At 51.6% G+C, this 12,341-nt stretch carries 11 protein-coding genes, 2 tRNA genes and 1 rRNA gene; 6 read left to right on the top strand and 8 right to left on the bottom strand.

The window, feature by feature from the left end:
- The 4 genes from rrf to E3E33_RS04760 form a co-directional block, all read left to right on the top strand.
- Nucleotides 1-102 (top strand): 5S ribosomal RNA (gene rrf / locus E3E33_RS04775); the annotation flags it as partial.
- A gap of 8 nt (nt 103-110) precedes the next feature.
- Nucleotides 111-188 (top strand) — tRNA-Asp (locus E3E33_RS04770).
- Nucleotides 189-542: 354 nt separating this feature from the next.
- Nucleotides 543-620: transfer RNA gene (locus tag E3E33_RS04765), tRNA-Lys, on the top strand.
- A gap of 575 nt (nt 621-1,195) precedes the next feature.
- Entirely contained in the window at nt 1,196-1,630 is a 435-nt protein-coding gene (locus E3E33_RS04760) for a metal-dependent transcriptional regulator (protein WP_012572919.1), read from the top strand.
- A gap of 50 nt (nt 1,631-1,680) precedes the next feature.
- Here E3E33_RS04760 and E3E33_RS04755 read toward each other — a convergent pair whose 3' ends face one another.
- From E3E33_RS04755 to E3E33_RS04745, 3 genes are all read right to left on the bottom strand, one after another.
- Nucleotides 1,681-3,015: an NCS2 family permease gene (locus tag E3E33_RS04755; RefSeq protein ID WP_167710970.1), complete on the bottom strand. Its 1,335-nt coding sequence runs from the start codon at nt 3,013-3,015 to the stop codon at nt 1,681-1,683.
- A gap of 134 nt (nt 3,016-3,149) precedes the next feature.
- Nucleotides 3,150-4,154: an ABC transporter ATP-binding protein gene (locus E3E33_RS04750; RefSeq protein WP_167710971.1), complete on the bottom strand. Its 1,005-nt coding sequence runs from the start codon at nt 4,152-4,154 to the stop codon at nt 3,150-3,152.
- A complete protein-coding gene (locus E3E33_RS04745; protein ID WP_167710972.1) occupies nt 4,148-5,767 on the bottom strand; it encodes an iron ABC transporter permease in 1,620 nt (539 codons plus the stop codon). The genes E3E33_RS04750 and E3E33_RS04745 overlap by 7 nt, the downstream gene beginning before the upstream one ends.
- Before the next feature lie 85 nt (nt 5,768-5,852).
- On the opposite strand from E3E33_RS04745, the gene E3E33_RS04740 reads away from it, so the two are divergent.
- Nucleotides 5,853-6,905 (top strand): P1 family peptidase, encoded by a 1,053-nt coding sequence (locus tag E3E33_RS04740; RefSeq protein ID WP_167710973.1) that lies wholly within the window; start codon nt 5,853-5,855, stop codon nt 6,903-6,905.
- Here the strand turns inward: E3E33_RS04740 and E3E33_RS04735 are convergent.
- From E3E33_RS04735 to E3E33_RS04720, 4 genes are read right to left on the bottom strand one after another with little or no spacing between them, the layout of a single operon-like run.
- Nucleotides 6,895-7,740, bottom strand: coding sequence for a deoxyribonuclease IV (locus tag E3E33_RS04735; protein ID WP_167711127.1), 846 nt, complete (start codon nt 7,738-7,740; stop codon nt 6,895-6,897). The genes E3E33_RS04740 and E3E33_RS04735 overlap by 11 nt on opposite strands.
- Before the next feature lie 42 nt (nt 7,741-7,782).
- Nucleotides 7,783-8,844, bottom strand: coding sequence for a hypothetical protein (locus E3E33_RS04730; protein ID WP_167710974.1), 1,062 nt, complete (start codon nt 8,842-8,844; stop codon nt 7,783-7,785).
- Complete coding sequence (locus E3E33_RS04725; protein ID WP_167710975.1) at nt 8,822-9,955, bottom strand: DUF373 family protein; 1,134 nt, start codon at nt 9,953-9,955, stop codon at nt 8,822-8,824. The genes E3E33_RS04730 and E3E33_RS04725 overlap by 23 nt, the downstream gene beginning before the upstream one ends.
- Nucleotides 9,948-10,250: an MTH1187 family thiamine-binding protein gene (locus E3E33_RS04720; protein WP_167711129.1), complete on the bottom strand. Its 303-nt coding sequence runs from the start codon at nt 10,248-10,250 to the stop codon at nt 9,948-9,950. The genes E3E33_RS04725 and E3E33_RS04720 overlap by 8 nt, the downstream gene beginning before the upstream one ends.
- 93 nt (nt 10,251-10,343) lie before the next feature.
- Here E3E33_RS04720 and E3E33_RS04715 point away from each other — a divergent pair, with 93 nt between their 5' ends.
- The gene (locus E3E33_RS04715) at nt 10,344-10,961 is read left to right on the top strand and encodes a TIGR00296 family protein (RefSeq protein WP_012572928.1); all 618 of its coding nucleotides are present in this window, start codon (nt 10,344-10,346) and stop codon (nt 10,959-10,961) included.
- On the opposite strand, the gene E3E33_RS04710 is transcribed toward E3E33_RS04715, so the two are convergent.
- On the bottom strand, nt 10,962-12,314 hold the full coding sequence (locus E3E33_RS04710; RefSeq protein WP_167710976.1) for an RsmB/NOP family class I SAM-dependent RNA methyltransferase: 1,353 nt from the start codon (nt 12,312-12,314) through the stop codon (nt 10,962-10,964).
- Nucleotides 12,315-12,341: the final 27 nt, after the last annotated feature.

Raw genomic sequence — 12,341 nt, 5'->3', positions numbered from 1 at the left:
GGTCACACCCGGTCTCGTTTCGACCCCGGAAGTTAAGCCCGCCAGCGATCCCGGGTGTACTGCCCTCCGAGAGGGGGCGGGAAACCGGGAACGCCGCCGGCCACTCAAATGCCCGGGTGGTGTAGCCAGGCCCATCATACGGGACTGTCACTCCCGTGACTCGGGTTCAAATCCCGACCCGGGCGCCATTCTCTAACAAACTTTTCGTCAGAAAAGTTTGATCAAATGTGGTTAACTTCTTAAACTACCAAATTTGATGAGGCATCCCAACAAAGGACTCATTTAACATTGAATTAAAGTTAAATTGGCCATTAGATCAGAGTTCAACTGTTTTTAGATGTCCTACGGGTGTCAGTTGAAAAGAACTCAGGGGATAGTGGTCAGTTGAACTTATAATTCTATTACAAAGGCAGCTTTAAAGAGCAATGCAGAATTAGAACAATGGCACTTAAAACCTTTGGAACTATTCCACCAGCGCTTGCGTTAGCAGACTGTGAGGGGCAAAGCTTATAAAACATCCTCACTGTTATCCCATCGGGCATGGGCCGGTAGCTCAGCCTGGTTAGAGCGCGGGGCTTTTAACCCCGTGGCCGCGGGTTCGAATCCCGTCCGGCCCGCCAGCAATACAAACTTCGCCTACGCGAAGTTTGATCAAGGTTTGTATGCCCTTATTATGTGCCTAATTCTCACGAGGTTTTCCCATCTTTACATACTAGTTTGAAGTGTTTCACTATACTCGCGCCCTTCGGATGCTGGAAGCTGAAACAACTTATCGAAGACCAATCTTGGAGGAAACCCTCTCTTTTAGTGAATTCAAAAAGACATACAAACTCTTTCCAGCCTTCGAGCTTTTGGAAAAGCTTCACTAGAAGTTCGTGATTCCTTCTTAATGTAGCCTCTCGAAGAGGCATTTCAAGAGCATGACACTAATCAACGCCTAAAACAAGTCAAATTTTTTGCTTTTTTGATATGGATTCATATTTCTAGCACCCTAAGGGTGCCGGTTGGGGTGAATCCTTTAGGTGCTTTTTTAACAAGATTTTAAACTTAGGAGAATAAGCACTTACAAGGAAATGCATTATTCCAGCAGGCAATGAACGGAGAATCACGAGCCTTAATCAAACTCAACGGGACGGTCACTCCCGTGCGAAAACTACTTAAACATTTTTGGGTGACCTAACGACAGGTGAGGCCGTTGGAGATAAGCAAGAGGGAAGAGGAGTATCTTGAGACTATATACATCCTCCACAAGAACAAAGGAATCATTCGGGTTAAGGACATAGCTAAGATGATGCGCGTAAAGCCGCCGAGCGTCGTCGATGCGCTTAAAAAGCTCAACGAAAAGGGCCTAGTTGAATACGAGAAATACGACAGGATTCTGCTTACCGAGAAGGGCAAAGAAATAGCCGAAACAACGTACTCAAAGCACCTCCTCCTCACGCAGTTCTTCATAGACATCCTCGGTATTCCGCCAGAGATAGCGGAGCACGACGCCTGTCAGTTCGAGCACTACGTCAGTGAGATAACCGTGCAGAGGATAAGGGAGTTCGCCCAGTTTATCCAAGAGCAGTGCCCCTACGTGCTCAAGCAGTTCATCAAAGAGAAGCTGGCAGAGAATCAGAAAAAATGATTTCCTTGCCCTCTTGATTAAATTTAAAAAAGAAAAGCAGAAATCCGGGTTCAGATGACTCCGCCGAGGTATGCAAAGTAGGCTATGAACACCAGGGCGAGGACGTACATCAGTGGGTGAACTTCTTTTCCGCGGCCGCTGAAAAGCTTGATCAGAGTATAGCTGATGAAGCCCATGCCTATCCCATCCGCTATTGAGTATGTGTAGGGTATTGTTATGAGCACGAGGAAAGCTGGAATCGCCTCTGTGTGGTCGGTAAAGTCTACCTCCTTAATAGCGCTGAGCATGTAGTAACCCACTATGACCAGCGCTGGAGCAGTGGCAAAGGCCGGTATTGCCTGTGCCAATGGAGCTATGAATAGACCTATGACCAAGAACAGGAGGCCCGTAACTAGGGCGGTCATTCCAGTTCTGCCGCCCTCCTCTATTCCCGCAGCACTCTCGATGTAGGTGGTGACGGTCGAGGTTCCAAGGATCGCACCGACGGTCGTGCCGACGGCATCAGTGAGAAGGACCTTTTCTGCATCGGGTATCTTTCCGTCTCTGGTTATGAAGCCAGCCTTGGCGCTCAGGCCGGTCACCGTTCCGAGGGTGTCGAAGAAATCAACCATGAAGAACGCGAAGACCACACCGATTGCTCCAACGTTGAGCAGTCCCGGGAGGTCCATCTTCATGAAGGTGTAGCTTATATCCGGGGTTGAGAAAATTTGATCCGGCCACGGCGCGGCTCCGGTAATCCAGCCTAGGACGCTGGTGGTTATGATGGAGATGAGCAGAGCTCCCTTAATGCGGAGGGCAATAAGAACCGCGGTAAGGAAGAGCCCGAAGAAAAACAGCAGGATCTGCTTGCTGGCCAGTGCGGTGGCGTTCAGGCCTGTGAATTTGAGCACCCCATCCTGGACGAAAGCTGTAAGAAGGCCGACATCGTTGAGGCCAATGAGTGTGAGGAAGAGGCCTATTCCAGCGCCAACCGCGTACTTCTGGCTGAGCGGAATCGCGTGAATTATGGCGCTCCTGACCTTGGTAACACTCAATGCGATGAATATGAGACCCTCGACGAAGACTGCCGCCAAAGCAACGTGCCAGTCATAACCCATGCCCAGAACCACGCTGTAGGCGAAGTAGGCGTTCAGCCCCATTCCCGGAGCGAGGGCGAAGGGCTTCTTGGCGTAGAGACCCATGAGGATCGTTGCAAATCCTGCCGCCAGAGCGGTAACTGCGACGAGCGAATTGAAGGCTTCCTTACCCATGGCATCGCTGAGTATCGCCGGGTTCACGAAGAGAATGTAAGCCATGGTCATGAAAGTCGTAACGCCTGCCAGAACCTCAGTTTTCATATTGGTGCCGTACCTATCAAACTCGAAGTAGTTCTCGAACCAGCCCATGAGCGCACCCCCATAAGTTAACTGATTCTTGCTAATAATTCTGTTTTTTAAAGATTTTTTTGACAAAAATTTGTAAATAAGAAACGCAGCTTTTTTTACCTTGGAGGACTCCGGAAGGATACCAAAAGGAGGATTCATCCGAGAATAGAAAACGAGCGAACATCCACATCGACTCTTGCTGGCAGTTCTTCCACCGAGAATGGAAGCTCGTCAAGGAAGCGCTCGGCCAGGATAAGCTCGTCTCCGATTTTAAGCCTGAGCCTTATCCTCCCGGGCAGAAGCTCGTAGTCCACCACCTCCGCCATCTTCCCGGGCTTCACGTAAACGCTCTCCGGCCGGAAGAAGATTCTCACCCTCCCTTCCCTTTCGACGTCAAAGCACAGTCCGCCTATGCAGGCCTTCCCATCCTTTGCCTTCAGCTCAAGGATGTTGCTCAACCCCAGAAAGCGCGCCACGAACTCGGTCTTGGGCCTGTAGTAAAGCTCCAGCGGCTTTCCAACCTGCTCGACTTTGCCGAAGTTCATCACTGCTATCCTGTCGCTTATTGCCATTGCCTCCTCCTGGTCATGGGTGACGTAGATGGTTGTTATTCCGAGCTCACGCTGGATTCTCCTTATCTCGCCCCGCAACCTCTCTCGTATTTTAGCGTCGAGGTTGCTGAGCGGTTCGTCGAGGAGGAGAACGTCCGGTTCGACTACTAAGGCTCTGGCCAGGGCTACCCTTTGCTGCTGGCCGCCGCTCAGCTGCTCCGGGTAGCGGTTTTCGAGGCCTTTCAAACCAACAAGCTCCAATGCCCATCTTACCTTTCTCTCAATCTCGGCCTTCGGGAGCCTCTTCATTTCCAGACCGAAAGCAACGTTCTTGAAGACCGTCATGTGGGGAAAAAGCGCGTAGTCCTGAAAGACTATCCCTATGCCCCTCTCGTAAGGCGGCAGCTCGTTCACGACCTTCCCGTCGAAAAGTATCTCTCCGGTATCGGGCTTCTCAAAGCCCGCTATTATCCTGAGTGTCGTCGTCTTTCCGCAGCCGCTCGGACCGAGGAGCGTTAAAAACTCGCCGTCTCTGGCTTCCAGATACTCGATAGTTAGCCTGAAATCTTCCCATGCCCTAACTACGTTTCTCAGTTCAACCCTCACCATACTTCCTCACCTATTCTCTCTATGATTAGGAAGCTCGCAGTTGAAATCGCCATCAGGAGAACTGAAAGGGCCGAAGCAGAACCGAACTGTCTCGCCCCGAGGAAGCGGTATATTGCAACTGTCATAGTGGTGTATTCTGGCCTTGCCAGCATGTAGGTCGCTCCAAGCTCGGCTATGCTTATCGCGAAGGCGAAGATGGCGCCCACTATAACGCCGCCAAGAGCAAGCGGTAGCTCAACCCTGAGAAAGGCTTTCCATTCCTTCGCGCCGAGACTCAGGGCTGCCTCCCATAGGTTGGGTCTTATCTTCTTCAGCGAAGTCGAAACTGCTCTCAGGACGAAGGGATAGGCAATTATCGTGTGAGCAGCGATGATGAGCCAGGCGGTGTAGTAGAGCGGCGTGCCGTGGAAGATCCTGATGTATCCCAAACCGAGGGTTATGGCAGAACTCGCCAGCGGGAGCATAACGAGGACGTCGAAGAGCCGCTTTCCTTTGAAGTTCCAGCGGTGAAGCGCGTAGGCGACTGGAAGGGCGATTATCACTGAGAGGAAGACCGTCGCAAATCCAAAGGTTAGGGAGTTCCTTATCGCGTCGAGCGTTGTGGCACCGAACATAGGATTGTATTCGGTCGAGAATATCCTCCTATACCACTCGAGGCTCCACTGGTCGTTGAAGTGCAGGGAATCATAGAGGACTGCTAAAAGCGGGGCTATGATGAAGAGCAGAACGGCTAACGAGTAGGCCCCTATGAGGAGTCCCTTAAGACTGAAAACGTCTTTCCGCGTAAAGCGCTTTGGCCTCTGGAGAACTCTCTGCTCCTCACGCCTAGCGTAGGCGTCGAGGCTCCTCAGGTAGAGGTACATGAAGAGCATGCTGAGCGTTATCTGGATTATCGCCAGAGCAGAACCCGTCTTGAAGTCCAGGATCACCATTATCGAGGTGAAGATGTCCACCTCTATGGTCGCGTACTGGTAGCCGCCGAGGATGAGCGGAATGGAGAAGCTGAGGAAGCAGAAGACGAAGGTGAGCATCGCCGAGGCGAAAATCGCGGGGGAAATCAGGGGGAGCGTCACCTTCCAGAAGAGCCTCCAGTCTCGGGCACCCAAAGCCATCGCCATCTCCTCGTAGTGGGGATTAACACGCTGCCAGAGGGAGGAAACCATTCTGATGACGATGGGGAAGTTGTAGAAGGCGTGGGCGAGAAGTATGGCCTTCCAGGAGTATATTATCCCCAAATCGCGACCGATAATCTGGGTTATGAAGCCGCTCTTACCGAAGAGCAGGATGTAGCCCAAAGCTACCATCACGCTTGGCATGACGAATGGGACGGTGAGGACCGCTTTGAGCAGGCTTTTTCCGGGAAAATCGTACTTGGCAAAGATGTACGCTCCGGGAAGGCCCAAAGCTAAGGTCAGGAGCGTGGATGCTATTGCCTGGCCTATCGTGAAAAGAATCACACGCCGGTGATAGTTGTTTGAGAGAACCGAGGCTATGTACTTGAGCGTCGGGCCATTATCCCACAATCCCGTCTTTATTATGCTGATTAGGGGGATGTAGAAGAAGGCCACAAGGAAAGCCAGCGGAACGAGCAGTACGAGCTTCGAAAGCCTCATGTTCACAACTCGATTTTGTTGGCTTATAAGTTTTGATTTGGACAAAAGTTGTTAAATCCCAGTGCGAACTCTCTCTGGTGATACCATGAAAGCCCCTGAGCTGGGAATAAGAATCGGCCGCTATGCTCACGGAAAGAGGAATTCCATTGCTGACCTAGGCGTCAAGGTAGGTCATGCGACGATAACTGAAGGTGAAGACATCAGAACTGGAGTTACCGTTCTTTTACCGCCGGTCGAGAACCCTTACGAGGAGAAGCTTTTTGCAGGTACTTTCGTTATGAACGGCTTCTCAAAGCCGATAGGCTTCGTTCAGGTTGAGGAGCTCGGCTACATTGAGACGCCCATAGCTTTAACCAACACACTGAGTGTTTACACTGTGGCCGATGCCCTCATAGACCTCTGGGCCGAGGAGAATCCCAAGGCCATCTCGGTTAATCCAGTCGTTATGGAGTGCAACGATGGCTACCTAAACGACATCAAGAGGCGTGCCGTGAGGAAGGAGCACGTCTTTGAAGCCGTCAAGAAGGCTTCGCTCGACTTCGAGGAAGGCTCCGTTGGAGCGGGCACTGGAATGAGTGCCTTCGAGTTCAAGGGTGGGATCGGCTCTTCATCGAGGGTCGTCGAGATAGGGAGCGAGGAATACACTGTTGCTGCCCTGGTTCTCAGCAATTTCGGTAAGAGGGAAGACTTAACCATCGCTGGCGTTCCCGTTGGGCTTGAGCTGAAGGATTATCCCGGAAGGGGTCTTTCGCTCGGCGGGAGCATATCGATGGTTATCTCGACGGATGCTCCGCTAACGTCGAGGCAGCTTGGAAGACTCGCCAGGAGGGCAGTGGTCGGTCTCGCCAGAACCGGCGGCTACGCATACAACGGCAGTGGCGATATCGTTCTGGCATTCTCGACGGCACAGACGGTTCCGCGCGGAAAGGAGACTCATGCGATAGGCTTCCTTCCAGACGACGCTTTGAGCCGGCTCTTCGTTGGAGCTGCGGAAGCAACCGAGGAAGCGATAATCAATTCCCTCCTTCAGGCGAAAACAACGAAGGGAAGAAACGGCCACGTGAGGTACTCACTGCCAAAGGAAGAGCTCATTGAGATAATGGAAAGATACGGAAGGCTTGAAAGGGCTAAATCTTGATTTCCTCGTACTTTTTCTTCATAAGGATTGCATCCTCTTCGATATTCGGACTCTCGCTTATGACGACGCCCTTGACTTTGAACTCCTTGAGGACTTTGAGCAGATCCTCCCACCTCATGTCGCTCTCCTGGAGCGGTAGGTGGTTCTTCTCGCCCTTTGGCCCGTAGTTTATGCCGCTCATGTGAATGTGCATGTTGTCCAGAGCTTCTCTGCCGAGACGATCTTCTATGAAACTCAGCATCTCGCGCCATTCTTCGGTTGTGTTACACTTTCCGATGTGTCTTGCGTGGGCGTGGGCAAAGTCTATGGTTGGAAGGACTGTCTCTAGTTCCTCGCTGAGCTTCACTATCTCCTTCAAATCCCCAAACTGCGTTGGTTTCCCTGTGAGCTCTGGTCTTAGCCATACTTTAATGCCTCTATCTACCAGCTCCCGTTCGATATCCTTAAGCTCGTTCTTTATGCGCTCGTAGACCCTCTCTAGCGGCTGCCTTAGGTAGTAACCTGCATGGAAGACGACACTCCATCCACCAGCGTCGTGGAGCCTCTCGGCACTCTGGATGATGCGCTTCTTGCTGGCCTCAACCTTGGCCTTCTCGCTCGCGTTAAGGTTGATATAGTAGGGCGCGTGGGCTGTTAAGAGAACATCGTGTTTTTTAGCGACGTATTTAATCTTCTTTGCCAGCTCGGGCTTGAGGTTGACCCCGCGGACGAATTCAAGCTCCATGGCATCAAGTCCAAGGTTTCTCACATGGATTATGCCGTTTATTGTTGAGCGCTTCGGCGTTGAGAGCGGGATTCCGGCCGTTCCAAAGCGCAGCCTGTCCACCTTGAACATCCTCACCACCCAAAGAGAATTAGGGAAACCTAACTTATAAGGCTACCGTTCTATTTTCTCTCCCAAGATTTCCTCTAGCTTCCTGAGGCTCTTGTTCAGCTCCTTCTCCAGGTGCTCCAGCTGGCGCTTGAGCTTCTTTATTTCGGCCTCTTTCTCTTCGATTAACCTTTCTAGCTCCCAGATTTCCTTCTTTTTGGTTTCGGCATCGCTGATGATCTTATCCCTTTTCTTTTCGAGTTCTACCAGCTTTTTCCTGTCGTCTTCTATGGCCTCGGTTTTCTCTAGAAGGTTCTCTATTAGCCATTGCGCGGTCTTTTTGTGCTTGCCCTCTAGTCGTGGGTAAATTTTCTGAAGGAGCGAAACGAACTCTTCGGGCCTTTTCAGTACCACGGAGCTGTCCTTCACGAACTCGGACGCTATCTCTTCGTGAAGACGCATTCTTTTTATCGGCTTCTGGAGCTTTGAAGCCCTTGAGCGGACTTCCATTTCTCCCCTCTTGACTCTCGATGACAGCTCTTTGATGCCTTTCTCAAGCTCATCAAGACCATGCTCTCTGTAGAATCCCTCAAGTTCAGCTTTCTTCTCCTCGACCTTTTTCTGAAGGTCTTCCTTTTCCTTTTCCGCGAGGGAGAGGTTTTTCTTCGTTTCATCTTCGCCCTCGATGAGCTCCCCAATTTCCAGCTCTATGAGGTCTTTCTTTGAAAGCTCTTCGTAGTAGTTCAAGTAATCCTCGTTGAGCTCCTTCAGGAGGCGATTGATTGTGTAAACGTCCTTCTCGAATATTAGCAGCAGGTACTTTCCGTGTCCGACGTGGAGTTTAGCTAGATCCGGAAGCCTCTTTCCGAGATCGTCCATGGTTTCGATGCTTTCCAAAGCCTTCCTGAGCGCACCCACGTAGCTTTTTTTCTCGGCGGTGACTATTCTCTTGATCCTCTCGTCCACGTTCCTGGGGACTTCCTTTCTCTCCAAAGCGTCTATCTTTTTCAGAATGTCTTTGACCTTCTTCTCAAGGCGCTTGTTGTACTTCTTCCTAACTTTTTCTGCCTCTTTCTCGGCCTTTTTCCTTCTCTTCTCATACTCTTCAAGTGCCTGTTCCAGCTTCAATTCTCTCCCATCCCCTAACTTTTCCTCTCAGGTATATTCCAACAAGAACCGCTATGGCGACGTCCACAAAGGCCAGCAGTAACTTGGTGAAAACCTCTATATCTGAAATCGTCAGTATGGCCATCGCATACCTCGTCGTTAGGTCTATTGTTACCCAGAGGGCGGGCATTATGAGGAGAGTGGATATATAGTACCAGATGTGGTGGTCCCTCCTCAGGTACGCCTGGACAATTTTACCCATTATCATAACGGATATTCCAAGTGTTAGGGACGAGCTCAGGGCGTTTATGTAAATGAGCGTCGCTAGAAGTGGTGTACCAGGCCAGCCGCCTATGAGCTCCTTAGAGTACTCCTCAAGGCTCAGGTAGGCGTTTATGGCACCCCCGCTTATGATGAGCAGACCCGCCACGATGGAGATGACGAATATGAACTGCTTCGCGAGGGTCTCCCTGAAGTTGAAGCGGAATCCCTTGGTGAAGAAGTAGCCTCCAATGAAGAGCAGTATTGTGCCCGTTATCGTGGCGGAGACTATTTTGACGCTCTCAGGATACCAAACACCTATGAGCCTTGCTATGCCGTAAAGCAGGAGTATCATGCCCGGTATACCGAGGACTACCTTTGCCACCTCAGGATCACTCAGTATCTCCCTTAAATAGCGGTATATGATGTAATATGTTGTCTCTATGCCCTCGCTCTGCTTCACGACAACTCGGTGAGAGCTTATTATGGACACCTTTGATGTGATGATTGGGAATATCTGCTCGTCCTCAGCGCCATCCGTTACTGTGATAACCCCATCGGCAGGGAACCTCTGGAGAACCTCGTCGAGCTGCCTGCTCAGCTCGAGGTCGCTCTTGACGCCAACCTTTGGGTGGCCTGTTATGAGTGCAACCTCCACCTCATCGAACTCCCCGCTCCCTTTCAGCTCATCGTAGAGCTTGACGGCCGCATAAACAACGTTGGCATCGCTGTCCTCGGGGTCGGCCAGACTGAGCTTTAAAGCGGCATCTATACAGGCATCTCTCCCTATAACGGGACCTTCAACGCCGGCCTTCTGGCCGAAATCGTCATCGCGGTCTATGGCCAGAACCAGGGCCCTAATCTCAACCACCCCTCACCTTTTCGAGGACTGATTTGACCTTGTCCTCCATGTGGACAGCCTTATCGCGTCTGTCGTCGAGTCTTACAGTCGTTGAAACCCTCTTGGCGCCGAGCTTGAACATGAGCTCGTGGGCCTCCTCGATTATCTCGAAGGCTTCCCGTACGGTTGAAACCTCTATGATCGTTGCCATTGGAGTCAGTTGATACTTAACACCCTTTTTCTCTAAAAGCTTTACTACCTCTGCTACGTACCGGCTCAGGCTCTTCTCGCCGAGGGGGACTATGACAAACTCCACTATGACCATCTTCGACACCTGGCTAAGTTTAGTTCGGCAATTTTTTAAACTTTGCGGGAAAGATAAATAACCATTCACCCATAGATAGTTGAGGGTGATGGAATGTACAGGATCAAGGATGAGTGGGGAGAGTTCCTCGTCAGGCTAGCGAGGAGGGCTATAGAGGAGTACGTCCGTAACGGCAGAACGATAGAGCCCCCAGAGGGCACGCCGCCCGAGCTCTGGGAAAAGATGGGGGTTTTCGTAACCCTTAACCGTCATAACGTTCCACCTCAAATGTCTCTTAGGGGCTGCATAGGCTTTCCACTGCCGATCTATCCTCTAGTTGAGGCCACGATAAAGGCTGCCATCTACGCTGCCGTAGATGACCCGCGCTTTCCGCCTGTGAAGGAGAGCGAGCTGGACGATATTGTCATTGAGGTCAGTGTCCTGACGCCTCCCGAGCTTATAGAAGGGCCGCCGGAGGAGAGACCGAGGAAGATAAAGGTGGGCCGGGATGGCCTGATAATCGAGAAGGGGATACATTCAGGCCTGCTCCTTCCGCAGGTTCCTATAGAGTGGGGCTGGGACGAGGAGGAGTTCTTAGCCCAGACCTGCTGGAAGGCTGGATTACCTCCAGACTGCTGGCTTGACGAGGACACTAAAGTCTACCGCTTCACAGCGGAGATATTTGAAGAGGAGTATCCCAAGGGGCCCGTGAAGAGAAAGCCGCTGGTGTGATTATTTTTTCAACTTCGCAATGAAGAAGCTGTTGCAGTCGTGCCTGTGCGTCCATGCTCTGAAGACTTTCTCCCCTATTTCAAGGAAGCCCCTATCGCCCCAGCTGAAGGGGTAGTCGATAAGCTCAAGCCCGACCCGGTTTATCGCGAAGAGAACGTTTTCCTCGTCCTCGTCAATCCTTATAGAGCACGTCGAATACGTCATCTCGCCGCCGTCTCTCAGGTTCTCATGAGCGTTCCTCAACATGTTCCTCTGGACGTTTATGATGCGCTTTATCTTCTCCTCGTCGAAGCGCCACTTGACTTCCGGAAACTGCCTGTAGGTTCCCGAGCTTGAACACGGGGCGTCGAGGATTATTTTATCAAACTTCTCCTTATCCCTGAAGCTCTGGCCGTCCGCGTGGACGAGCTTGACGTTTTTTATTCCGAGCAATTTCATCTTCTCCTTCATGCGCATAAGCCTGTCGTAGGAGTAGTCAACTGCTACAATCTCCCCTTTGTTCTCCATCAGCGCCGCTGCGTGGAAGGTCTTGCTCCCCGGTGCTGCCGCTAGGTCGAGAACTCTCTCCCCAGGCTCTGGAGCTAAAACGTGGGCGACGTAAGCACTTGCCAAATCCTGAATTACGAACTTACCCTGCCTGTACCAGTCGAGCCTCGTTACGGGTGTTTTGTACTCAAGGACCTTCAGAACGTCGGGGACTGGCGTTAGGGCTGTTCTAACCCCGTTCTCTTCGAGGTAATCGCGGAGGGAATCCACATCAGTCTTCAGCGTGTTGGTCCTGACGTAGTACCTCTGCGGCCTGTTGTTGCTGAGGAGCAGGCGAACGGCCTCATCGTAGCCGAAGAGCTCGACTGCATACTCCACATACCACCTAGGGTGCGAGAAGCGGACGGAGAGCCACTCGATTCTGTCCCTCTCTTTGAGCCTCTTTAGGGCCCTCTCGACGTCGAACTTCTCTATCTCGTGCATCAGCGCGTTAACAAACTTGGCGCGGGAAAAATCAAAGTGCTCCTTGACGACGCGGATTATAGAGTCGGTCGCTATCGCCGGCGGAACCTTTCTGAAGTGGATCTCAAACGTCCCTATGCGGAGGAGGTTTGCCAGGTATGGGTCGAGGTCCTCAACCGTCGAGCCTTTGAGAACGGAGTTGATTATGAAGTCTATCTTGGCCCGCCACTTCTCTATCTCGAAGACGTAGGCGTGGGCCAATCCGCGAGCCTTCTCGCGGTCTTTACCGGCGACCTTCTTAAAGACCCTCTCGAGGGCGTGCTTCGAAGACAGCTCGCGCTCCTCAACGAGCATGAGGGCGTCGGCCACTACTTCCTGAAAGCTCACTCTGTAAAACAGCTCCATGGCCGAGCCTTCGCAGGGAAGTTTAAA

This window comes from Thermococcus sp. GR5, assembly GCF_012027535.1.
Taxonomy (GTDB): domain Archaea; phylum Methanobacteriota_B; class Thermococci; order Thermococcales; family Thermococcaceae; genus Thermococcus; species Thermococcus onnurineus.
This window is presented reverse-complemented; position numbering and strand designations above follow the sequence as displayed.